29 protein-coding genes and 1 other RNA gene are annotated in these 22,178 nt (G+C 62.4%); 18 read left to right on the top strand and 12 right to left on the bottom strand.

The features are described 5' to 3' along the window. Positions 1-73 precede the first annotated feature (73 nt). The 7 genes from H7X45_RS05445 to rnpB all read left to right on the top strand — a co-directional run bounded on the left by H7X45_RS05445 (position 74) and on the right by rnpB (position 6,389). Positions 74-2,452 carry a chemotaxis protein CheA gene (locus H7X45_RS05445; protein WP_187336504.1) on the top strand — a complete coding sequence of 793 codons (2,379 nt, stop codon included), beginning with the start codon at positions 74-76 and terminating at the stop codon, positions 2,450-2,452. After that, entirely contained in the window at positions 2,449-2,883 is a 435-nt protein-coding gene (locus tag H7X45_RS05440) for a chemotaxis protein CheW (RefSeq protein WP_187336503.1), read from the top strand. The genes H7X45_RS05445 and H7X45_RS05440 overlap by 4 nt, the downstream gene beginning before the upstream one ends. A gap of 62 nt (positions 2,884-2,945) precedes the next feature. Then, positions 2,946-3,305 (top strand): response regulator, encoded by a 360-nt coding sequence (locus H7X45_RS05435; protein ID WP_187336502.1) that lies wholly within the window; start codon positions 2,946-2,948, stop codon positions 3,303-3,305. Between the two features lie 6 nt (positions 3,306-3,311). Further along, the gene (locus H7X45_RS05430) at positions 3,312-4,400 is read left to right on the top strand and encodes a chemotaxis protein CheB (protein ID WP_187336501.1); all 1,089 of its coding nucleotides are present in this window, start codon (positions 3,312-3,314) and stop codon (positions 4,398-4,400) included. Further along, positions 4,397-5,245 carry a CheR family methyltransferase gene (locus tag H7X45_RS05425; protein ID WP_187336500.1) on the top strand — a complete coding sequence of 283 codons (849 nt, stop codon included), beginning with the start codon at positions 4,397-4,399 and terminating at the stop codon, positions 5,243-5,245. Before H7X45_RS05430 ends, H7X45_RS05425 begins: the two co-directional genes overlap by 4 nt. A 47-nt stretch (positions 5,246-5,292) precedes the next feature. Continuing rightward, a complete protein-coding gene (locus tag H7X45_RS05420) occupies positions 5,293-5,982 on the top strand; it encodes an N-acetylmuramoyl-L-alanine amidase (RefSeq protein WP_187336499.1) in 690 nt (229 codons plus the stop codon). A 5-nt stretch (positions 5,983-5,987) separates the two neighbouring features. Then, positions 5,988-6,389, top strand: an RNA gene (gene rnpB / locus H7X45_RS05415) — RNase P RNA component class A. A gap of 57 nt (positions 6,390-6,446) precedes the next feature. Here the strand turns inward: rnpB and H7X45_RS05410 are convergent. Both H7X45_RS05410 and H7X45_RS05405 read right to left on the bottom strand, forming a co-directional pair. Further along, positions 6,447-7,100 carry a carbonic anhydrase gene (locus H7X45_RS05410; RefSeq protein ID WP_187336498.1) on the bottom strand — a complete coding sequence of 218 codons (654 nt, stop codon included), beginning with the start codon at positions 7,098-7,100 and terminating at the stop codon, positions 6,447-6,449. Beyond that, positions 7,097-8,677 (bottom strand): SulP family inorganic anion transporter, encoded by a 1,581-nt coding sequence (locus tag H7X45_RS05405; protein ID WP_187336497.1) that lies wholly within the window; start codon positions 8,675-8,677, stop codon positions 7,097-7,099. The genes H7X45_RS05410 and H7X45_RS05405 overlap by 4 nt, the downstream gene beginning before the upstream one ends. A gap of 214 nt (positions 8,678-8,891) precedes the next feature. Between H7X45_RS05405 and H7X45_RS05400 the strand changes: the two genes are divergently transcribed. Together H7X45_RS05400 and H7X45_RS05395 are read left to right on the top strand one after the other, a co-directional pair. Next, on the top strand, positions 8,892-9,428 hold the full coding sequence (locus tag H7X45_RS05400) for a J domain-containing protein (RefSeq protein WP_187336496.1): 537 nt from the start codon (positions 8,892-8,894) through the stop codon (positions 9,426-9,428). Then, the gene (locus H7X45_RS05395) at positions 9,425-9,727 is read left to right on the top strand and encodes a (2Fe-2S) ferredoxin domain-containing protein (RefSeq protein ID WP_187336495.1); all 303 of its coding nucleotides are present in this window, start codon (positions 9,425-9,427) and stop codon (positions 9,725-9,727) included. The genes H7X45_RS05400 and H7X45_RS05395 overlap by 4 nt, the downstream gene beginning before the upstream one ends. Positions 9,728-9,736: 9 nt before the next feature. Here the strand turns inward: H7X45_RS05395 and H7X45_RS05390 are convergent, their stop codons facing one another. The 8 genes from H7X45_RS05390 to H7X45_RS05355 form a co-directional block, all read right to left on the bottom strand. Next, a complete protein-coding gene (locus H7X45_RS05390; protein WP_187336494.1) occupies positions 9,737-10,153 on the bottom strand; it encodes a SufE family protein in 417 nt (138 codons plus the stop codon). 158 nt (positions 10,154-10,311) lie between these two features. Beyond that, positions 10,312-10,551, bottom strand: a complete 240-nt coding sequence (locus H7X45_RS05385; RefSeq protein WP_246449719.1) for a hypothetical protein — start codon at positions 10,549-10,551, stop codon at positions 10,312-10,314. A 37-nt stretch (positions 10,552-10,588) separates the two neighbouring features. Then, the gene (locus H7X45_RS05380) at positions 10,589-10,855 is read right to left on the bottom strand and encodes a hypothetical protein (RefSeq protein WP_187336493.1); all 267 of its coding nucleotides are present in this window, start codon (positions 10,853-10,855) and stop codon (positions 10,589-10,591) included. A gap of 49 nt (positions 10,856-10,904) precedes the next feature. After that, complete coding sequence (locus H7X45_RS05375; RefSeq protein WP_425498189.1) at positions 10,905-11,162, bottom strand: hypothetical protein; 258 nt, start codon at positions 11,160-11,162, stop codon at positions 10,905-10,907. A 94-nt stretch (positions 11,163-11,256) separates the two neighbouring features. Further along, entirely contained in the window at positions 11,257-11,637 is a 381-nt protein-coding gene (pspC, locus tag H7X45_RS05370) for an envelope stress response membrane protein PspC (protein WP_187336491.1), read from the bottom strand. Between the two features lies 1 nt (position 11,638). Then, positions 11,639-11,929: an envelope stress response membrane protein PspB gene (pspB, locus tag H7X45_RS05365; RefSeq protein ID WP_187336490.1), complete on the bottom strand. Its 291-nt coding sequence runs from the start codon at positions 11,927-11,929 to the stop codon at positions 11,639-11,641. A 4-nt stretch (positions 11,930-11,933) separates the two neighbouring features. Further along, on the bottom strand, positions 11,934-12,605 hold the full coding sequence (gene pspA, locus H7X45_RS05360; protein ID WP_187336489.1) for a phage shock protein PspA: 672 nt from the start codon (positions 12,603-12,605) through the stop codon (positions 11,934-11,936). 38 nt (positions 12,606-12,643) lie between these two features. Then, the gene (locus tag H7X45_RS05355; protein ID WP_187336488.1) at positions 12,644-12,796 is read right to left on the bottom strand and encodes a hypothetical protein; all 153 of its coding nucleotides are present in this window, start codon (positions 12,794-12,796) and stop codon (positions 12,644-12,646) included. 163 nt (positions 12,797-12,959) lie between these two features. Between H7X45_RS05355 and pspF the strand changes: the two genes are divergently transcribed. Then, positions 12,960-13,994: a phage shock protein operon transcriptional activator gene (gene pspF, locus H7X45_RS05350; protein WP_187336487.1), complete on the top strand. Its 1,035-nt coding sequence runs from the start codon at positions 12,960-12,962 to the stop codon at positions 13,992-13,994. A gap of 29 nt (positions 13,995-14,023) precedes the next feature. Here pspF and purB read toward each other — a convergent pair whose 3' ends face one another. Then, complete coding sequence (gene purB, locus H7X45_RS05345) at positions 14,024-15,325, bottom strand: adenylosuccinate lyase (RefSeq protein ID WP_187336486.1); 1,302 nt, start codon at positions 15,323-15,325, stop codon at positions 14,024-14,026. 133 nt (positions 15,326-15,458) lie between these two features. Here purB and H7X45_RS05340 point away from each other — a divergent pair, with 133 nt between their 5' ends. Together H7X45_RS05340 and H7X45_RS05335 are read left to right on the top strand one after the other, a co-directional pair. Further along, positions 15,459-15,692 (top strand): type II toxin-antitoxin system CcdA family antitoxin, encoded by a 234-nt coding sequence (locus tag H7X45_RS05340; RefSeq protein ID WP_187336485.1) that lies wholly within the window; start codon positions 15,459-15,461, stop codon positions 15,690-15,692. Next, a complete protein-coding gene (locus H7X45_RS05335; RefSeq protein ID WP_187336484.1) occupies positions 15,692-15,991 on the top strand; it encodes a CcdB family protein in 300 nt (99 codons plus the stop codon). Before H7X45_RS05340 ends, H7X45_RS05335 begins: the two co-directional genes overlap by 1 nt. Before the next feature lie 2 nt (positions 15,992-15,993). On the opposite strand, the gene radC is transcribed toward H7X45_RS05335, so the two are convergent. Then, positions 15,994-16,680, bottom strand: coding sequence for a RadC family protein (radC, locus tag H7X45_RS05330; protein ID WP_187336483.1), 687 nt, complete (start codon positions 16,678-16,680; stop codon positions 15,994-15,996). Positions 16,681-16,784: 104 nt separating this feature from the next. On the opposite strand from radC, the gene H7X45_RS05325 reads away from it, so the two are divergent. The 6 genes from H7X45_RS05325 (at position 16,785) to H7X45_RS05300 (ending at position 22,141) form a co-directional block, all read left to right on the top strand. Continuing rightward, complete coding sequence (locus H7X45_RS05325; RefSeq protein ID WP_187336482.1) at positions 16,785-19,961, top strand: intermembrane phospholipid transport protein YdbH family protein; 3,177 nt, start codon at positions 16,785-16,787, stop codon at positions 19,959-19,961. Further along, positions 19,958-20,158, top strand: a complete 201-nt coding sequence (locus H7X45_RS05320) for a YnbE family lipoprotein (protein ID WP_246449716.1) — start codon at positions 19,958-19,960, stop codon at positions 20,156-20,158. Before H7X45_RS05325 ends, H7X45_RS05320 begins: the two co-directional genes overlap by 4 nt. Position 20,159: 1 nt before the next feature. Then, positions 20,160-20,540, top strand: coding sequence for a YdbL family probable chaperone protein (locus H7X45_RS05315; RefSeq protein WP_187336481.1), 381 nt, complete (start codon positions 20,160-20,162; stop codon positions 20,538-20,540). Positions 20,541-20,710: 170 nt separating this feature from the next. Then, a complete protein-coding gene (locus H7X45_RS05310) occupies positions 20,711-21,028 on the top strand; it encodes an AtpZ/AtpI family protein (RefSeq protein ID WP_187336480.1) in 318 nt (105 codons plus the stop codon). Between the two features lie 89 nt (positions 21,029-21,117). Beyond that, complete coding sequence (locus H7X45_RS05305) at positions 21,118-21,888, top strand: F0F1 ATP synthase subunit A (RefSeq protein ID WP_187336993.1); 771 nt, start codon at positions 21,118-21,120, stop codon at positions 21,886-21,888. Positions 21,889-21,913: 25 nt separating this feature from the next. Further along, complete coding sequence (locus H7X45_RS05300) at positions 21,914-22,141, top strand: F0F1 ATP synthase subunit C (RefSeq protein WP_022672292.1); 228 nt, start codon at positions 21,914-21,916, stop codon at positions 22,139-22,141. Positions 22,142-22,178 lie beyond the last annotated feature (37 nt).

Below are 22,178 nucleotides of genomic sequence, written 5' to 3'. Positions count from 1 at the left end.
AAACCGCATCGGAAAGCTAAGCGCTTCTTAACCATGGCGGACTAAGCCGGTCGGGAAACGATCCGGCGGAGCCATGAAAGAACTTCTCGACGACTTTATCGCCGAAACGCGCGAGACGCTGCAGGCCATCGAAGGCGAGCTGATTGCCTGGGAAAGACACCCGGGTGATCGCGAGACGCTCGACGGTATTTTCCGCTTCGTGCACACGGTTAAGGGTAGCTGCGGTTTTCTGGACCTGCCGCGGCTCACGCGCCTCAGCCATGCGGCGGAGGATGCGCTCGATGCCGTTCGGCAAGGGAAGCTGGAGCCGACCAGCGCGTTCGTTACCGCGGTGCTCGCCATTGTCGATCGTATCGCAGCGGTTACCGATGCGCTGGATACTGACGAGGCAGTGATCGATGACGATGCCGAGCTGATAACCGCGCTTAAAATGATTTGCGACGGCACGGTGGACCCCGAAAGCGGTGTGGTGCCGAAATCCCAGCCCAGCAATGTGGCCAGCGAACCGCGCGAGCGGCGCAGCGAGGCGCGGGGCGGGGCAGGGCGGAACCGTTCGGTTCGCCTGTCGCTGGATTTGCTCGATCATCTGATGAGCGGCGTGTCCGACATGGTGCTCGCCCGAAACGAAATGGCCCGCCGCCTGCGCGAAACAGATGCCGGTCTGGAGCTCGACCAGCTGTTCTCACGCCTTTCTTCCAGCATTGCGGAAATGCGCGATTCGATCGGGCTCGTTCGCCTGCAGCCGATGGAGCGCCTGTTCGCCAGCTTCCCGCGCCTGGTGCGCGATCTGGGGCAGGATCTGGATAAGGACATCGTGCTGGAGTTGGAAGGCGGCGATGTGGAGATCGACCGCGAGATGATCGAGCTCGTCCGTGATCCGCTCACCCACATCCTGCGCAACGCGGTGGATCACGGGATCGAGAACAAGGCGGAACGCGCCGCGGCTGGCAAGACGCCGCGCGCGACGATCGCTTTGTCAGCTCAACAAGCCGGCAATCAGATCGTCATCGAAGTGATCGATGACGGGCGCGGCATTGATACCGCCAAACTGGCCGCAAAGGCCATCGCCAGCGGTGTCACCACCGCCGAAGACGTGGCGACGATGAGCCAGCGCCAGAAGCTGGAGCTGATCTTCGCGCCCGGCCTGTCGACCGCGAACAAGGTGACGGATTTGTCCGGCCGCGGCGTCGGCATGGATATTGTGCGCCATGGAATCGAACAGATGGGCGGCACGATCGAACTTCGCAGCCGGCTGGGTCAGGGACTGCGCGTCCAACTGCGTCTGCCGCTTACGCTCAGCATCATGGCCGGACTGATCGTGCGCGCGGCCAACATGCTGTTTGCCATACCGCGAAGCGCGGTCGTGGAAATCCTCAGCGTCAAGAGCGGCCAGGTACGGATCGATGAAAGCGGCGGCGCCGAGACCGCTGCCGTCCGCGGAGCTCGCATGCCCTTCGTGCGCCTGACGCGCGTAATGGGCTGCGCCGAAGAGGACGTGAAATCGGTGATCGTGGTGCGGCCCGCGGCCGGGCGTCGCTATGCACTGGGCATCGGTGCGGTGCTGGATCATGAGGAACTGGTGGTGAAGCCAGCGCCGCCCCTACTGATGGGTAGCGGCATCTTTGCCGGTCTGACCTTGCCCGACAGCGGCCGGCCGATCATGCTTCTCGATGCCGCGGGGATCGCGGAGGTCGCTGGCGTGACCGACCGGTTCGAGGAACATTTGGCCAATGCCGAAGGCGCTGCCGCTGCGCCCGTGACGCGCGCGCTGATATTCCGCTGCCTGACGGGCGTACTGAAGGCGATCCGCCTTTCGGTGCTGGACCGGATGGAGGAGGTGCCGGCGGCGGCCGTCCGCAACCGCGGCGGCGCGATGCGACTTTCGCATAAAGGGCGTCACGGCATCGTGCTGGGGCTTCAAACCGAACCCGATCCCGAAGCCGAACCCGTCAAGCTCCTTCGCCTGACCGACGGGCGACTGGACGCCTATATTGCCGTGGCGGACATGCTCGACATCGTCGATCTGGGCCGCGTCCTGCCGTCACGCGGGGTGGCCAATATCGAAGGTGTCATCGATCATGAAGGCAGCCAGATCGAATTGATCGAGGCCCATGCGTTTCTGGCCGAAGCCGCAGCCTTTGCCGGTGATGCGGACCTGGCCGATGCACCGCTCTGCTATCTGGAACGCGACGAAAGCGGCTGGATGGAAAAGGTCCTGAAACCCTTGATAGAGGCGGCGGGCTACCGCGTCAGCCATGATCCCCAAGACCGCGGACCGGCCATTGCCGAACTGCTCAGTGCCGAGGACGGGCGTTCCGGACGGACGGACCGCGCGATCTATCTGCACGATATGCCGGGTCGGCGCGGCGGCGATAGCGTCTACCGCTATGATAGACAGGCCATATTGGAAGCGCTTGCCCGGCGGCGCGACGCGAAGGAGCAGGCCGCATGAGGGATCTTTACCTTGTCGCGCATATCGCGGGGACGCAGGTCGCTATCTGCACTCAGGAAGTCGAATCGGTCGTCTCCGTCGGGGAAGTCGTGCCGATCCCGGCTGCACCCAGGCGCGTTGCCGGCATGTTTGCGCTGCGCAGCCGTGTCGTGACCCTGATCGATCCCACATGGATGGTGTCGGGTAAGCACAGCCGGGCTGAGGAAGGCGCAACCGCGATCGTCGCCGAAGTCGGTGGCCATGTGTATGGATTCATCGCCGAAGCGGTGGAAGATGTGGTGACGATCCCGACCGATTGGATCCGGGAAGCTGGCGGAATTGCCAGCGGTTGGAGCGATCTTGCCGTCGGCGTTGCGACGATGGAAGACAGAACTCTCCTCGTTGTCCGCCTGGAGAATTTTATCACAGCGCCGCGCCGATTGGCTGCCTGATTTAACCCGGCGCTAACGCCTTCCGGTTACGGAGTAGCCTCCGTTATTCAGGAGAGATTTGTATGCCCACCTGCCTCGTCGTCGATGACAGTAAGGTAATCCGAAAGGTTGCCAGGCACATTCTCGAATCGCTGGAGTTTGAGGTTGCCGAGGCGGTGGACGGGGCCGACGCCCTGGAACAATGCCAGAGTAGCGAGCCCGATGTGGTACTGCTGGACTGGAACATGCCGGTTATGGGCGGCATGGATTTCCTGCGCGCCCTGCGCGGCGAGGGCAAGAAATCCAAGGTCATTTTCTGCACTACCGAAAACGGCATTCCCCAGATTGAAGCAGCAATTGCCGCAGGGGCGGACGAATTCGTGATGAAGCCGTTCGATCGCGACATGCTGCAAAGCAAGCTGCAGATGGTTGGGGCTGTCTGAACGTCGATGAACGCGCCTGCGACCTTTCCATCTACTGAGGTCAGACCGGTCAGGCTGCTGATCGTCGACGACAGTCAGGTCGTCCGTTCGATCTTCGAACGTATCCTGATGCGCCAGGCGAATTTCATCGTATCAGGCACCTGTTCTTCGGTCGATGAGGCGCTACGCTTTCTGGGCCGTGAGACGGTCGATATCGTCCTTCTCGATATTGAAATGCCCGGCCGAAGCGGCCTCGATGCACTGCCCGAGATCCTGCAACGTGCAGATGGCGCGGCGGTAATCGTCGTTTCCTCAACTGTTGAACAGAATAACGCGCGCATGATTGAGGCGGTGTCCTTGGGCGCATGCGATACGCTGGCAAAGCCGGGCGGAGCCGGCGTTGGCGGGCATTTCGCTGAAAATCTCGTCGCGAAAATCGAAACGATCGCCGCACAGCGCGCAAGCGGCTTGGCCCCTTCGCCTGCCCGGCACGGCGACGAACCATGTTCTCCCGATCGGGGGGCGCGCGCACCAATTCCCAGGCCGGGCTGTATCGCGATCGGTGCATCGACCGGCGGGATTGTCGGCATCCAGCAATTCCTCTCCGCTCTTCCCGCCACCATCGATTGTCCGATCCTTATTACCCAGCATCTGCCAAGGACATTCATTCCCTATTTCGCGGGACAGTTGGCGGGCCGGGTTTCGCGCAACGTTCAGGTCTGCACTCCCGGAACCTCGCTGGTGAAAAATCATATCTATCTGGCACCAGGCGATGGCCATCTGGGCTGCACCCGTCAGGGTTCGGCCGTGGTTGCGACGCGAGTGGAAGGAGACTTCGCCGCGCATTACGCGCCTGCCGTTGATCCAATGCTCAGCGCGGCTGCGCAGACTTATGGCGAGGCTGCGGTGGCGATCGTGCTCAGCGGAATGGGTATTGATGGGCTGGAAGGCGCACGCGAAGTACGGCGCCGCGGCGGCACGGTCATCGTCCAGGATGAGGATAGCTCGGTCGTCTGGGGCATGCCGGGCCACATTGCAAAATCCGGCCTTGCAGACGCCATTATGCGGCCTGCCGATATGGGTCTTTATATTTACGAACGGAGCGCAGCTGCATGAACGAAGCCCCGCCCGAGCATATTTTCAGCTTTCTCGCCGATCTTCTGGAGAAGCGTACGGGGCAGGAACTGGCGCCCAACCGCTATTGGCGGATCGAGACGGCGCTGAAGCCGATCATGCGTGTGCATGGCCTGGCGGATCTCAACGCGCTCGTCACCGCGCTGTCGACGGGCGGCAACCGCGTGCTCGAACGGCAGGCGGTCGAGGCGATGCTGAATAACGAGACCAGCTTTTTCCGCGATCAGGCGACCATGTCTCTGCTGACCGGACCGGCATTTGCCGCGCTGCGACAGGCGCGTACAGGCCATCGCCGCCTGCGCATCTGGTCTGCCGCCAGCTCCACGGGGCAGGAGGCCTATTCGATCGCCATGGCGCTGCGCGAGGACCGCGCCAACTGGCAGGGCTGGGATATCGAGATCATCGGCAGCGACATCTCCATGACTGTGGTGGAGCGCGCGCGGGAGGGACGCTATTCGCAGTTCGAGATTCAGCGCGGCATGCCGATCTCGCTGATGCTGCGCTATTTCGGCCGGGATGGCGAGGACTGGGTGGCCAAGGAGGAAATCCGCTCGATGGTGCGTTTCCGCCAGCACAATTTGCTCGATCCGGTGCCGATGACAGGGGAATTCGACGCCATCCTGTGCCGCAATATGATCATGTATCTTCAGGCCGAACACCGCTCCACTGTGTTCGACCATCTCGCCCGGTCGATTGCGGGCGATGGGTTTCTGATGCTGGGCGCCGCCGAGACGGTGATCGGCCAAACCGAGCGGTTCCAGTCTAGCAAGGACTATCGCGGTCTGTATGAGCGCAAGTCCGCGGAGGACATGCGCTCGGCCGCCTGAACCGCGCTTGCTAGGCAAGACCGCACGGCCGGGCTAAAGCGGTTTCCATGCAGTGGAAGCCTTCGCCCAATTTCAACGAGCGCGCCCTGCCGGTCAGCATGCTGGTGCTGCACTATACCGGCATGAAGGATGCGGCCTCTGCGATCGAGCGGATGACGAGCGAGGAGGCCGGAGTATCCGCCCATTATTGCATCGATGAGGACGGCACGATCGTGCAGATGGTGCGCGAGGAAGACCGCGCTTGGCATGCGGGCAAGAGCTATTGGTGCGAGATCACCGATGTGAACAGCGCCAGCATCGGGATCGAGTTGGTCAATCCGGGCCATGAATGGGGCTATCGGCCATTTCCCCAAGCGCAGATCGAGGCGCTGGTGCCGCTGGTTTCCGAAATCGTGCAGCTTTACGGGATCGAGCCGTGCCACGTCGTCGGCCACAGCGACATAGCGCCCGCGCGCAAGGAAGATCCCGGCGAGCTGTTTCCGTGGGAGACACTCGCCAAGCTGGGGCTGGCGATGCCTCGGCCCGATAAAGCGCATGTCGATCCGGGCTGGGCGGATGCGAACTTCCTCCTTGCCCTCAATCGCTACGGCTATGACGTTACCGATGCGCCTGCCGCGATCCGTGCGTTCGAACGGCGCTTCCGGCCGGACCGGATCACCGGAGAGCCGGACGGGCAACTGCGCGCTATCCTGCTCGCATTGCTCTTGGAACGCGGGCCCGAAGCGGCTAGCGCCTAAAATTGTCAGGGGGCCGGGCGACCGCGGGCCGCCGCTCATATGGGCGGAGGCGCGAGGAAAGTCCGGGCTCCACGGAAAACGGTGCCGGATAACGTCCGGCGGGTCCGCCGTTTCGGCGGCGGATCAAGGGACAGTGCAACAGAAAGCAGGTCGCGCAGGCTTCGGTCCCGCGACAGTGAAAGGGTGCGGTAAAAGCGCACCGCGTCGGCCGGCAACGGCCACGGCACGGTAAACCCCACCGGGAGCAAGACCGAATAGGGGCGGCTAAGGGCTTCGAAGCCCGCTTCTTTCCGGAAGGCCGCCCGGGTTGGTCGCTTGAGCGGCGGAGCAATCCGCCGCCTAGAGGAATGGTCGCCCATCCCTTTTCGAAGGGTGGACAAAACCCGGCTTACAGGCCCCCTGACAATTGCCTTTGCGCAGGCGATGAAAGCCCATGAAAAAGGGGGCCGCAGCCCCCTTGATCGTCAGCTTTCTTTTTCCTTCAGCAGCACCGTGTCCGGTGCTTTATCGGGATTGAGATCGGTGTCCTTGTCGATCTCCATCAGCGGCTTCAGCAGGCCGTCGCGAATGTCGTAAACCCAGCCGTGCAGCAGCAGCGGCTGGCCGCGGTCGAACGCCGCCTTCACCGTTTTGGACTGGGCAAGGTCGAACAACTGATCGCGCACATTGCATTCGACCAGGCGGTCGATCCGCGCCGTCATGTCGCCCGCGCCGTCCACTTCGGTCTTGTGGTTGGCGTAAACGCGCCGGGTATCTTCCAGCCATTCGTGGATCGGCCCTTCCGCGCCGCCCTTCAGCGTCGCCTCGATCCCGCCGCAGCCATGATGGCCGCACAGCACGATGTGCTTCACCTGAAGGACGTCCACGGCGAATTGCAGCACGGCCATCAGATTGGTGTCATCCCGATGGACGATATTGGCCACGTTGCGATGGATGAAAATCTCACCGGGATTGGTCTGCGTGATCTGATCGGGGCTCACCCGGCTGTCGGAACAGCCGATCCAGAGGATTTCCGGCTTCTGACCCACGGTCTGCTGCGTGAAGTAATTCTCGTCACGCTCACGCATTTCCTCGCTCCACGCCCGGTTGGACAGGAGCAGTTCCTTGTAGCTTCTCATTGGTAGACCACCTTCTTGCGGGGTGCTTCGATCAGGCTGTCGATCTTGGTGCCGAACTGGCCGCGTATCGAAACATCGATGTCGCGGAACTCGGCGTTGCGGGCAAAAGCGTTGATGATCCCGAAATTGTCCGGATCGACAAATTCCGCGCGGTTGAGGTTGATGACCACGGTGGAGCCTTCGGGAATGTCGCTCAGCTTCTTCTGCAACTCGTACTTATGGATGAAGTACAGGTTGCGCCGTGCGCTCACGAGATAATCCTCGCCGTCATGCGCCACGCTGATCGCGGGGCGGAAGTTGCGGGCAACCACGAAGATGAAGCCGACAATCAGGCCAATCACGATGCCGATCAGAAGATCGGTCAGCAGGATGGCACCGACGGTCACCACGAACGGCACGAACTGGTGGTAACCCTGCTTCCAGCGGTCGCGATACAGCTCGTAGCGGGTCAGCTTGTACCCGATGTGCAGCAGGATGGCGGCCAAAGCGGCGAGCGGGATCAGGTTCAACACAACCGGGATCAACAACACGCTGAGCAGCAGCCAGAAACCGTGCAGGATGGTCGAGGTCTTAGTGACGGCACCCGCTTCCACATTGGCGGAGGAGCGGATGATGACCGAGGTGAGCGGCAGGCCCCCGATCAGACCGGAGACAAGGTTACCGCCGCCCTGCGCGAACAGTTCGCGATTCTTGTCGGTCGTGCGCCGGCGCGGGTCAATCTCGTCGATCGCCTTCACGCTGAGGAGCGATTCCAGACTGGCGACGATGGCGAGCGTCAGGCCCGTGGTCCACACCAGCGGCATGCCGATCACGCTGAAATCGGGCGTGGCGAACTGGCCTGCGAAATCGGCGAGGCCATCGGAGACCGGCACCTGCACCAGGTGGGTCGCGCCGATCGCGAGGTCCGGCGAAACCAGCTTGAACAGCTCGTTCATGACGACGCCGAAGATCACGACCACCAGAGGGCCGGGCACGAAGCGGATGGGGCCTTCCTTCGGCCGGGCCTTGTCCCACCAGAAGAGGAAGACGAGGCTGATCGAGGCAATGATCAGCGGTCCTGCGGTCAGCGAGTTGGCTATCGAATAAGGCAGGGCCGTCAGGGTGTTCAGCCCGTCCTCCTGATTGAAGCTGAGGCTGCCCTCAAAATTGCCGTCATAACCGACGGCGTGCGGGATTTGCTTCAGGATCAGGATCAAACCGATGGCCGCCAGCATGCCGGTGATGACCGACGACGGCACGAACTCCGCAAGCACGCCCGAACGGGTGAGGGAGAACAGCATCTGCATGACACCGCCCAGGCACACAGCCACGAGAAACGCCTCATAGCTTGGCATGCTTTCGATCGCGGCGAGCACGATGACGGTAAGACCGGCCGCAGGTCCGCTGACCGAAAGCTGCGATTTGGATAGGAAACCGACGACGATACCGCCGGCAATACCGGCAATGATGCCGGAGAAAAGCGGAGCGCCGGAAGCGAGCGCAATGCCAAGGCAGAGCGGCAGGGCGACAAGCGCGACCACAATGGACGCGGGGATGTCCTGCCACAAATGGGCAAGGAATTCAGGCTTTTTGGTCACAGATATCCTAACCGAGAGAGAGTTCACGGCGGCTTTGGGTGGCCTGTCATTTGTGACGTTGGCGATGTTCTTACAGAAGTCCGGCCCTTGCCACAAATGCTAAGGCGGGGCGTGCGCGGCGAACGGAGTGTTTCTACCGCTGACCCGATCGGTCCCCGGCTACCCTGTCGACGCTTATGGAAATCGCAACGCCCAGCGCCTAACTAGGGGCACTATGGCCAGAGCAAGACGATCGAACGACTGGGGATTTCCGCGCTGGCGCGGCTATGAAGAGGGGCGCGAGGCTGAGGCAGTGCGTCTTTGCGACCGTGTGGGGTGCGACAAAAAGGGCGATTGTCCGGCACCAAAATCTCCCAATAGTCCGGAGCGCTGGTACTTCTGTGCCGAGCATGCGGCAGAATATAATCGCAATTGGGATTATTTTGCCGGGCTCAGCAAGGAAGAGGCGGCCAAACGCGCCAAGGAAGAGCGGCGTGATAGCTCGGGTTATCAGGAATCGGCGCATTATGCCTGGGCGGGGCCTGGCGATGGCAGCCGTAGCCGCGATGAGATGCGCGCGCTGGAGCTGCTGGGGCTGGAAGCCGATGCAGATTTCGATGCGGTGAAGAAGGCCTGGCGCGATCTTGCCAAGCGCACCCATCCGGACGTGAAGCCCGGCGATGCCGAAGCCGCGGCCGAGTTCCAGGCGGGGCAGGCGGCGTTCGACGTGCTGAAAGCCGCCGAAGAGCGCAAGCAGTGGCAGCCGGGATGAAGCATCATGTGGATGCGAACTGGAGCCATGCCGTCCTCGTCTGCAAGAAGTGCTCAAAGAAGCTGAAGGGCGGTTTTGGCCCGGACGGTTCGCAGAAACTTTCCAAGGAATTGAAGGCCCGGCTCGGCTCCAAAAAGGGGCGCAAGGGCCGCCTCGGCGTGATCGAGGTCGGCTGCCTGGATGTGTGCCCGAAAAAGGCGGTGATGCTGGTCGATAGTCGCCATCCCGGCGTTTGGCGGATCGTCAGGCCCGATGCCGATCTGGATGCGCTGGCAGGGGAGCTGGCAGCGGCCGACTGACGCGCCCGGCTACTCCGCTGCGAGCCGCCCTGCGGTTTCGCGGATCAGCGCTATCATATTGGGAATACCCTGCGTGCGGTTGCTGCTGAGCTGATTCTGCAGATCGAACGGAGCGAGCGCCCCTTCGATGTCGGCCTTGGCGACCGCTTCCGGCTCTCCATCCTGCACCGTCTTCAACACTAAAGCGATAATGCCTTTGGTGATCGCCGCATTGCTGTCCGCCAGAAAATGCAGCCGTCCATCGTCGCGCCGCGTGGGATAGACCCACACCGCCGCCGAACAACCTCGCACCAGGGTGGCATCGGTTTTCAGGGCATCGGGCATGGGCTCAAGATCGCGGCCCAGTTCGATCAATAGGCGATATCGGTCATCGGGGTCGAGAAACTCATATTCCTCGCGGACGTCGGAGAGGCTGCGTTCGGTCATGCCTCGGCCTGTAGCAGCGGGGGCGGGGGCTTTGGAAGCGGGTTGAGCGATCACCTCCATGCCGTTCGCCCTGAGCCTGTCGAAGGGCTGCGCTTCTTAGCGGAAAAGAAGGACGGGGCTTCGACAAGCTCAGCCCCAACGGATTTTGCTGGAACGATCTAAAGCTCGATCCCGCTTGCGATCGCTTCCAGTTTGCGGATGCGTTCCTTCAGGTCCGCCACTTCAATCCGGCTGCCGCCGGCGCGGCTGTCGAGGCCCTCGGGCCGGGCGATTTCTAGTTCGTCGCGCTTCAGTTGAAGCCAGTCGCGCCAGCCGCGCAGGCCGATGAGAGAGAGGGTGAGCAGGGCGGCAAAGGTGAAGCCTGCGATCATCAGGACGGAGGTGGGATCGTTCGGCATGAGCAATCTCCTTAGGCGATAGGCGCGGCGCCGCGGATCAGCGGTCGCGCAGTTTCTCGATCTCGCGGTCCAGCTCGCGGCTGCCGCGCTCGTCGGTAATCACGCGCTCCAGTACGGCGATGCGCTCTTTCAGCTGCTTCACTTCGCCGGAAATGATTTGCTCATTGGGATCGCGCAGGCGGACGTCATTGCCATGTTCGTCCTCGTAAATCCCGTTCTGCGCCTTGTAGCGCGCTTTCATCACGATCGCGAGATTGACGATGAGAATGATGCCGAGCACCATGACGGTAATGCTCCAGGGCATAATGAAATCCTTCTTGGTCTGGAGAATTAGGGAAGAGGGGCGGGGCCGCTCAGTTGGCGCGGCCGCGCAGGCTCTCGATCTCATCACTCAGGCGGTTGCTGCCGTCGGTCACGATACGTTCGACCGTGGCGAGGCGTTCTTTCACGGAACTGAGTTCGGCGCGCAGCTGAGCGTTCTCCTGGCTAATCAGTTTAACGCGCTCCACCGTCTCTTCGTTCTTCTGCGGATAAAGCGCCTTGCCCCAGCCATTTTCCAGCGGATAGCCGTTCTTAACTTTGAGCCAAGTGGTGAATACCCAAGCTCCCATCGAAGCCACGATCGCGATGATCGGGATCCAGAAGAAGCCATCCACGTAAATCAGTTCGTCCATTTTTCATTCCCCTGTTGGATTCTGCCGCGCGTCAGCGCAGGCTCTCAATTTCGTCAGCCAGCCGCGTGTTGTTGCTGGTGTAGTACACTTCCATGTCCGCAAGCCGGCGGTCGATATCGCGGAAGCGTGAGCGGACTTCGCGGGCCGTGCGGGCCGGCGACTGGCGCACGCCCTGCCAGAACTTCTGATCGTCCTGATTGATGTAAAGATCGATCGGCTTCTTCGGCGCGGCCCAGGCGGCGGCGATGTAGGCGATCAACGTCCAGGGAAAGCCGCCAGCAAGGGTCAGGATCACCGTGGCAATGCGAACCCAGACAACGTCCACGCCGGTATAGTCCGCGATCCCCGAGCAAACGCCCTTCCACTTGGCATTTTGCTTGTCGAGATAGAATTTGGTGTGCGTTCCGGCCATGTCAGCGGTTCCTTTCCAGCGAGCGAATGTTGTCGATGGCGCGGCGGGGATCGTCCTCGCCCGGGCGGCTGTCTTCCAGCCGGCTGGGGCGCCATTGGGGATTGTCGGCGGCGATGATGCGCTCGATGGTTTCGATGCGATCTTCAAAGCGGCGGGCGGTCTCATAAAGGTCGGACAGCAGCTTCTCGTCGTCGTTCGTCAGGGTGGCGGTGGATTTCCATTTCGTGACGTAATGGAAGATCAGCCAGGGCAGCCCGATGAAGATGGCCGCGATTGCGAAAATGCCTTCCATGGCTTCAGTCCTCCTTTTTCATCGCGCGCTTCATCGCTTCCAGCTCGTCGTCGACCTGATCGTTGGTCTCCAGGGCGGCGATCTCGTCGCCGAGCGACTTCGGTCCTTCGCTGCCCAGGCGCAGCGCGTCGGCGCGGCCCTCGGCCTCGTCCACGCGGCGCTCCAGGATGTCGAAGCGCGAGAAGGCGTCCTTCACCTTGTCGCCATTGTACATCGAGCGCAGGCGCACGCGGTTTTCGGCGCTTTCCAGCCGCGTCATGATGTTGTTCTGGCGGGCGCGGGCATCCTGCAGCTTGTTCTGCAGGTTCTGGATGTCCTGCTCGGACGCCTTCAGCGCGTCTTCGAGGACGCCGATCTCGGCACGAAGCTGCTCGGCCATGTCGCTGGCCTTGCGCTTTTCGACGAGCGCGGCCTTGGCCAGATCCTCGCGGTCCTTGGACAGCGCGAGCTGCGCCTTTTCCGTCCAGTCCTGCTGCAGCGTATCGAGCTTATCGATATGGCGGCGCAGTTCCTTCTGGTCGGCGATCGTACGGGCCGCAGAGGCGCGCACTTCCACCAGCGTCTCTTCCATCTCCAGGATGATCATGCGGATCATCTTTGCCGGATCTTCCGACCGGTCGAGGATTTCGGTGACGTTCGCGGCGACGATGTCTCTTGTGCGGGAGAAGATGCTCATCAAGGATACTCCGTAGTTACTGTTTCGGGCGGGGGCGCTTACGCCAGAATGCTCGCGGTCGGCCCACCAGCGTGGCTCTGCCCGGCGGCCGCCATCAGCGACGGGCCGAGCGCGTTCAGCAGAAGAACCGACAAGAGCAACATGGCGGCCAGTGCTCCCGCTGCGAGCTGATTGGACTTGCGTCGGCGCATGATACGCTCCCTGAATGTGATTGTTTTCCATCTTGTACCACACATTGCGAGAAGCGTGCCAAACCGCCGGTAATGCCGGAATTCCGGTCTTTTTCGAACCGAGACCGGTACCTGCTGCAGGTTTCTGTTGCCGAGACTTGGTAAAATATGCCAAGTTTTGGGCATGGAGCGCGACAATCAATTTATCGGTCAGTCCGGTGCCTTCCTCGACGCGGTCGAGCGCGCCTCGAAAGCGGCCGAACTCAACCGCCCGGTGCTGGTGATCGGGGAGCGCGGGACGGGCAAGGAACTGATCGCCGAGCGTCTCCACCGCCTGTCCCCGCGCTGGGGCGGGCCGCTGATCGTGATGAACTGCGCCGCGCTCCCCGAAACGCTGATCGAGGCGGAGCTGTTCGGGCATGAGGCCGGTGCCTTCACCGGCGCCACACGCGCGCGGGAAGGACGGTTCGAGGAGGCCGACGGCGGCACCCTGTTCCTGGACGAGCTGGGCACGCTGTCCATGGCCGCACAGGAGCGCCTGCTGCGCGCGGTGGAATATGGCGAGGTGACGCGCATCGGCGCCTCGCGTCCCGTGAAGGTCGATGTGCGCATCGTGGCGGCGACCAACGCGCATCTGCCCTCTATGGTGGAGCGCAACGAGTTTCGTGCCGACTTGCTGGATCGGCTGAGTTTCGAGGTGGTGACGCTGCCGCCGCTGCGCGCGCGCGAAGGCGACATCGGCGTGCTCGCCGATTATTTCGGACGGCGTATGGCCGCGGAAATCGGCTGGGAGAGCTGGCCAGGCTTCGGTGCGCTAGCGAGCGCCGCGCTCGAGCGGCACGAATGGCCCGGCAATGTGCGCGAACTGCGCAATGTGGTCGAGCGCGCGGTCTATCGGTGGAGCGCCGAGGACGGCCCGGTGGACCACATCATCTTCGATCCGTTCGCATCCCCCTGGCGGCCGAAACCGGAAGCAGCGCGCGAGGAAGGGCGTTCGCGCAAGGATCTGGCGGACAGCGTACCCGAACCGCAGGCCTCATCCTCTATCGATTTCGAGGGGATCGACGACCTCAAGGCCGCGACGGAGGCCTATGAGCGCTCGATCGTGGAATATGCGCTGGCCGCCAACCGCTATAATCAGCGGCAGACGGCCAAGGCGCTGGGCCTCAGCTACGATCAGCTCAGGCACTGCATCAAGAAGCACGATCTGGCGGGTTGAGCGGCCCGCCCGCGCGATTTTGGGGCGGCTTATTCGCCGAAGACGCGCTCGAAAATCCGGTCGATGCCCTTGAAGTGATAGTCGAGATCGAAGCGCTCTTCGATTTCCTCGTTGCTCAGCTTCGCGGTCACATCCGGATCTGCCTTGAGCAGATCAAGAAGGCGCTTCTCGCCGTCCGATTCCCACACCTGCATCGCGTTGCGCTGCACGATGCGGTAGGCATCCTCCCGGCTGATGCCCGCCTGCGTCAGCGCCAACAGCACGCGCTGCGAGTGGACGAGGCCACCCATCTTGTCGAGATTGGCCTGCATGCGCGCCGGATACACCACCAGCTTGTCGATCACGCCGGTGAGGCGGGCGAGCGCGAAATCGAGCGTGATGGTCGCGTCCGGCCCGATATAGCGCTCGACCGAGCTGTGCGAGATGTCGCGCTCATGCCACAGCGCGACATTCTCCATCGCGGGCATCGCATAACTGCGTACCATGCGGGCAAGGCCGGTCAGGTTTTCGGTCAGCACGGGATTGCGCTTGTGCGGCATGGCGCTGGAGCCCTTCTGGCCCGGCGAGAAATATTCCTCCGCCTCCAGCACTTCGGTGCGCTGCAGATGGCGCACTTCGGTCGCCAGCCGCTCGATCGAGCTGGCGATGACGGCGAGCGTCGCGAAATACATCGCATGTCGATCGCGCGGGATCACCTGCGTGGAGACGGGCTCGGGCGTCAGACCCATTTTCTCGGCAACATGCTCTTCGACGCGTGGATCGATATTGGCAAAAGTGCCGACCGCGCCAGAAATGGCGCAGGTGGCGATTTCCGCGCGCGCCGCCTTCAGCCGCTCGCGCCCGCGATCGAACTCGGCATAGGCCTGCGCCAGCTTCATGCCGAAGGTAAGCGGTTCGGCATGGATGCCGTGGCTGCGCCCGATGGTGGGCGTGAACTTGTGCTCCAGCGCGCGCCGCTTCAGCGCCTCGAGAAGCGCGTCCATATCTTCCAGCAGAATGTCGGTGGCGCGGGCGAGCTGCACCGCCAGGCAGGTGTCGAGCACGTCCGAGCTGGTCATGCCCTGATGCATGAAGCGCGCTTCGGGGCCGACATGCTCGGCAACGTTCGTCAGGAAGGCGATGACGTCGTGCTTCACCTCGGCCTCGATCGCGTCGATGCGATCGACCTCGAACGCGCCCTTCTCCCAGATTGCCTTCGCCGCTTCCTTCGGCACGACGCCGAGCTCAGCAAGCGCATCGGTGGCGTGCGCCTCAATCTCAAACCAGATCTGGAATTTTGATTCCGGCTCCCAGATCGCGGTCATGGCGGGGCGGGCATAGCGGGGGACCATCGGCTGTCCTTCTGTGTGCGGGGAGGAGTCGCCCGCGCGGCTAGCAGAGGGGTGGGCGAGGGGCAAAGCTTATGACGTGGCGATACCGAAGAGCCTACGCTATAGTGACCGTGGTTCGCAAAGGAGACGCCTTATGAGCGCGTTGTCGCCCCGCAAGTCTATCAATCTCTCGCTCGACGCTGAGTTGGTCGATGAGGCGCAGGAGTTCGGCATCGATTTGCCGGAGGCTGTGGAGGAGGGGCTTCGAAAAGCCGTCGCCGTAGAAAAAGGCCGCCGCTGGCAGGAAGAGAACCGCACGGCGATTGAAAGTTCGAACGAATATGTCCGAAAACACGGCCTTCCGCTCGCGCGCTACCGCCAGTTCTAATGGCTCAGTACGACTTACACCGCAGCGATATTGACGGAACGCTACTGCTCAATATTCAATCGGATTTGATGTCGCACCTGGTCAATCGCGTCGTCATTCCAGTACAGCCGCCCGGACTTGCCCCGCTTCCAGCCCAGCGTCTCAATCCTTCGTTCGATATTCTGGGTGAAGCACAGATCTTGGTCACCCAATTCCTGAGCACGGTACCGGTTGAGGCGCTCGGCGAAGTGGTCGCCAATCTTGCCGAGCATCATTTTCAGATCAGCGGGGCGGTCGATATGTTGCTTCAGGGCGTCTGACCTCAGATCAACCCCGCGCTGCGCAGGCTGGTGTGGCCCTCACGGCCGACGATGATGTGGTCGTGCACCTGAATATTGAGCCGCTTGCCGGCTTCCAAGATTTCGCGGGTCAGTTGGATATCGGCGCGGCTGGGGGTGGCGTCTCCGCTGGGGTGGTTGTGAACAAGGATCAGCGCGGACGTGCCGAGGTCCAGCGCGCGGCGAATAATCTCACGCGTGTATACCGCCGCTTCGTCGATCGACCCTTCGCTCGCCAGTTCGTCGCGGATCAGCCGGTTCTTGCCGTCCAGATGCAGCACGCGAACCCGTTCTGTGGCACGGTGCGCCATGTCGGCATGCAGATAATCGGACAGCGCCTGCCAACTCGACAGAATCGGGCGAGTGCGAGCAGGCTCGCTGACAAGGCGAAGCGCTGCCGCCTGCACGATTTTCAGCGCGGCGGTGCTGGTGTCTCCCATGCCGGGCTGCTTGGCGATGGCTTCGGCATCGGCGGAAAGTAGCGCGGAAAAACCGCCGAATTCGGCGATCAGATCCTTGGCGAGCGCCTTGGTGTCGCGGCGCGGGATGGCGAGTGCCAGCAGATATTCGATCAGCTCATGATCGGCCAGCGCGTCCGGCCCGCCGCGCAGCAAACGCTCTCGCAACCGCTCGCGATGGCCGCGCCCGTGATGCTCTGCTTTCCCGTCCATGATTCGCTTGCCCCCCCCGCGTAGAGGATTAGCGCAAGCCAATATGATTGAAACCCCGGCGGCTTTGCCGCAAAGCGCAGCCCGTGGAAGTCGCGGACGAGCCCATGCCCAGACGCCGGCGTTTTCGGCGTCGCTACATATTCTACGGCGCACTAATCCTGTTCGTCGGATTGCTGGCTTATGTTTGGTTCCAGCGCACGCAGATTGCTGACGGCTTCGTGCGGGATGAGCTGGCAAAGCGCGATGTGCGTGCCAGTTACCGTATCGCCAAAATCGGCCTGAAGACGCAGCGGATCGAGGATGTTGTCATCGGTGATCCGACGCGGCCCGATCTGACCGCCAACTGGGTGGAAATCGATGTGGTGCCGAACGGGCTCGGCGCGCGGGTGGCGCGAATTCGCGCCGACGGGGTTCGTGTCTACGGGAAGCTGACCCCAAACGGCCTCAGTTTCGGGGAAATCGACAAGTTCCGCGATCCCAGCAGCACCGCGCCTTTTTCGCTGCCCGAAATCTTCGCGACGCTCACCGACGCACGCGTGCGGCTGGCGACACCGTACGGCAATGCCGGGATCAAGCTGGTGGGGCAGGGCAATCTCGCCAATGGTTTTGAAGGGCAGGTGGCGGCGGTCACCGATGGCTTGTCACTAGGAGGATGCAGGGCGGCGCAGTCCACCTTCTTCGGAGACATCGCGATCCAGAGCGGCCGGCCGCATCTGGAAGGCCCACTTCGCAGCGGCGGCCATGCCTGTGACGGCTTCTCGGTAGGCGGCACGGAGCAGCGTCTCGACGTCACCTTCTCGGACACGCTAAAGAGCTGGACCGGCAAGAGCGAATTTACCGCCAATGGTGCCAGCGCCTCCGGATATCGCGCAGCGTCGGTGCAAGGCAGTATCGATTTTTACGGTAATGCGCGGCGCAACCAGATCGCCCTTAATATCGCCGCGAACGGACTTCGCGGACCGGACCTTGCCGCGCGCTCGGCGGCGTTCGAAGGTGATCTGCGGCTCGCCCAGACGGCGCAGGGCATGCGGGCGGTGCTGACGGGTGATCCGCAGATTCGCGCGCTTCGGCTGTCCGGCTCCTATCTCGATCCGGTCGATAAAGCTTCGCGCAGCCTTGGTTCGACGCCCCTGAAGCCGGTTCTGGAGAAGCTGGCGGCGGCGGGGCGGCAGGCGCTGCGATCCGTCGATCTGTCTGCCGGGCTGGAGGCGGTTCTGGGCGGAAAGGGCGAGCAATATTTGCGGCTGTCGGGCATTCGCGCGGACGCGGCTTCAGGTGCGGGGGCAAGGCTCGTCAACGATCTGCGCATCGTTAAGGCGCGGGACGGCTGGCGTCCGCAGCTGGACGGAGAAATCCGGCTCGCCGGCGGAGGATTGCCGCAGGCTGTGCTCGATCTGAAACCGTCCGGTGGCGGCTTTGCGGGGCAGCTTCGCCTGGCCGATTACGGCACCGCCGATGCGCGGCTCGCGCTTCCCGAGCTCGCTTTCCGCCCCGTGCGCGGCGGCACTGCGCTGGTTGGCCGGGCGCGGATGACGGGGCCTCTTTTTGGTGGTTATGTCACCGGGCTCGACCTTCCGCTCAGCGGCCTGTGGGGCCGTGGCGGTCAGCTATCTTTATGGAATACATGTCAGGCGGTGGGTTTCGAGGCGTTTCGACTGTCGAGCCTTGAACTGGATAAGGACAGGCTGCGTGTCTGCCCTGCATCAGGCACTCTGCTTACCGTTGGACGGGGCGGGGCCAAAGCGGATGCGCGGGTGATTTCGCCGGACCTTTCCGGGCAGCTCGGCACTACGCCGATCACGATTGCGTCGCAGGCGATCGGTGTGACCCTTGCCGGATTTGATGCGGACAGGCTCAAGGTGCGGCTGGGTACCCCGGAAAGCCGGACGATCTTCGATGCCGATCGCTTCACCGGCCGCTTCGGCGAGGCCGGGCTGTCTGGCACGATGGCGGGCGGTTCGGGCCGCATCGGCAATGTGCCGCTCCTCCTGAGCAAGGCGGAGGGGGATTGGACGCTCAAGGACGGGGTCTTCGATCTTGCCGGCGGGCTGAAGGTTGCCGATGCTGCCACGCCGGATCGGTTCGAGCCGATGGACGCGCGCGATGTCTCGCTGCGCTTCGCGGGCAACCGGATTACCGCCGACGGCCTGTTGTACGAACCGAAGACAGGCACGCGCGTCGCGGCGGTCGATCTTTTTCACAACTTCGCCGATGCCAGTGGCCGGGCCGACCTTACCGTCGACAATCTGACGTTCGGCGACGCCTTGCAGCCCGATGCGCTGACGCGGCTGACGCTGGGCACCGTGGCCAATGTGAAAGGCAGCATTTCCGGCACCGGGCAAATCCGCTGGTCCGGCGATTCGGTGACCAGTGACGGCGCGTTCAGCACGGCTGGGCTCGATCTTGCTGCGCCCTTCGGTCCGGTGCAGAAGTTGTCCGGCACGATCCGCTTCAACGATCTGCTGGGATTGGAAACCGCGCCCGGTCAGCAGCTTGCGATCGGCACGGTCAATCCGGGTTTCGAGGTGTTCGACGGCCTGCTCACCTATCAGCTGCTGCCCGGCCAGCGCGTGAAGATCGAGGGAGCCGACTGGCCTTTTGCGGGCGGCACCATCCATCTCGATCCCACGATCCTCGATCTGGGCGGAGACAATGCCAAGGAATTGCGCTTCGAGGTAACCGGCATGGACATGGCCATTTTCTTGGAACGCTTCGGGTTCGACAATCTGCAGGCGACCGGCGTGTTCGACGGCGTGCTGCCGATGACGTTCGATCAATCAGGCGGCCGCATCGATGGCGGCAGGCTGGTCTCGCGTGAGGGCGGGGGCACCATCGCCTATCTGGGCGAGCTGACCTATAAAGACCTGTCGCCTTTCGCCAATCTCGCCTTCGACATGCTGAAATCGATCCGCTACCGCGAGCTGACAATCGCGCTGGACGGGGATCTGGGAGGCGAGATGGTGACGCAGGTAAAGTTTGCCGGTCTGCAGCAGGGTGAGGGCGCCAAGCGCAACATCATCAGCCGGGAGATCGCCAAGCTGCCGATCCAGTTCAACGTGAATATCCGCGGACCCTTCCTGCAGATCATCAGCTCCATCAAAAGCTATTACGATCCCAGTCTGCTCATCAAACAGAATCTACCCAGCCTGATCGAGCAGCAGCGCAGCCTGAACGAGGTGGAGAACCGGCTCGACACCCAATCCGATCCGGATATCCGGAACGCGCTAAACCCGGCGAAGGCAGCCGATGTTCAGCCCAGCGAAAGCGAGAATGTGCCATGATGATCCCAAAGGTTCACGATCGGTTCGGAGCCATTGCCATGTTAGGCGGTTTATTTTCGTTGGGCGCATGCGTCAGCGTGGAGGCGCCCACCAAGCCGATCGTGATCGAGCTGAATATCAACATTCAGCAGGAAGTAGTATATAGACTGGACAGCGATGCACAGCAGCTGATCCAGAAGCAGGCGGAGATTTTCTAAGATGTTCAAGCGGTTTGCAACGGTGGCGATGACGGCGGCGGCGCTCGTCCTGGTGACGCCCGCCGCGCATGCGCAGCGCGATCCGGCCTATCAGCAGGCCCGCACCCAGGGGCTGATCGGGGAAAAGCCGGACGGTTATCTTGGTTTTGTATCCTCGCCGTCGCCGGCGATCCGCGCACTGGTGGATGACATCAATATCAAGCGCAAGGCGGCCTATACGAGCAGCGCGGCGAGCGCCGGATCAACTGTGGAGCAATTTGCCTTCACCACCGGTTGCCGCCTGATCCTGCAGACCTCGCCTGGCGAGAAATACCAAACGCCCGGCGGCCAGTGGGTCACGCGCGACAGCGGCCCGCCCACGCGCGATCCGCGCTGCCCCTGATCCGGGCGGCATAAAGGCACCCTTCCCTAGGGTAACCCCGCCAGAGGTCTAAAGCGCCTCTGGCACTGTGTTGACTTGCCCCCGCGCCTTTCCTAAACGGCGCCCACTTTTGCGGGGCGTTCCTCGTTACCAATGGACGCGTCCGGTTCTTCTGAGCGGGTGACGCTTCCATGGATGAGAGACGACCCGCCCGAACCAGGCTCGAAGAGGATAAGCGGATCGATTCGCTTCAACAGCGGATCGATGCAGCCGAACGCGAAGAGCTGAACCGGTCGGGGCGGAAAGACACGCATGCTGATGCCAATTATCAGCTCGGCAGCCGTGTCCTTTCCTATCTGGTTGGCGGGATCGGTGGGGGCGGATTGATCGGGTGGACCTTGGACCGGCTGATCGGAACGTCACCTTGGTTGCTGCTTCTATGCCTTTTTCTGGGCATCGGGGTGGCGTTCAGGAATGTATATCGGATCGCGACGCAGAAGCAGCGTTGAGCGGTTCGGGGCAAGCTCGTTTCGCCGGTTCGCCGGCGTGAAGATCGGATAAGGGTTCGCAAGTGGCAGAAGCAGGTACGATCGATCCGATGCACCAGTTCGAGGTGCAGACCATTTTCGATGGTTTCAGCATCGGTGGTCATGAAATCGGGTTCACCAACAGCGCGCTGTGGATGATCGTGGCGCTCGTGTGCCTCGGCCTGTTCATGTGGGGCGGCATGCGCCGTTCGCTAGTGCCCGGTCGCTGGCAGATGGCGGTGGAGAGCTTCACCAGCTTCATCGACAGCATGGTGATGACCAATATCGGCCCCGAAGGCCGCAAATATGCACCCTATATCTTCTCGCTATTCATGTTCATTCTGGTGGCGAACCTGGTCGGCATGGCGCCGGTCGGCGTGCTCGGCCTCCATCCCTTTACCGTTACCAGCCATCTGACGGTCACCGGCATCCTTGCCATCATCAGCTTCTCGATCGTGCTGATCGTGGGCTTTGCCAAGCATGGCTTCAAGTTCTTCGGCCTGTTCGTGCCCACCGGCACGCCGGCCTGGCTGCTGTGGCTCATCCCGCCGATCGAATTCTTCTCTTTCATGGTGCGCCCGTTCAGCCTCGCGCTGCGTCTGTTCGTCGCCATGACCGCCGGTCACATCCTCTTGAAGGTTCTGGCAGGCTTCATCATCAACAGCACCAATGCCGGTGCCGGCTATGGTCTGCTGGTCGGTATTCCCAGCTTCGCTCTGATGCTCGGCATCACCGCGCTGGAACTGCTGGTGGCCGGCGTGCAGGCCTATGTCTTCGCGCTGTTGACCTCGCTTTACATCAACGATGCGGTGCACCTGCACTCGCATGAAACCATCGGCTAAAGGCCGAAATCTAGGGAGTATTATCATGGATCCAGAAGCAGCAAAATTGATCGGTGCCGGCCTTGCGGCGATCGGTGCGGGCCTCGCCTCGCTCGGTGTGGGCAATGTGTTCGCCAAGTTCCTTGAAGGCGCGCTGCGCAATCCGGGTGCGGCCGATCAGGAGCAGGGCCGTCTGTTCATCGGCTTCGCGGCTGCCGAACTTCTCGGCCTGCTGTCGTTCGTCATCGCGATCATCCTGATCTTCGTTGCCTGAACCCAAGTTCTGGCGGGACCGGCCTTCGGGCCGTTCC

Source organism: Novosphingopyxis iocasae, from assembly GCF_014334095.1.
Lineage (GTDB): Bacteria > Pseudomonadota > Alphaproteobacteria > Sphingomonadales > Sphingomonadaceae > Novosphingopyxis > Novosphingopyxis iocasae.
Note: the sequence above shows the minus strand (reverse complement) of the source record. Positions and strands in the feature narration are given on the sequence as shown.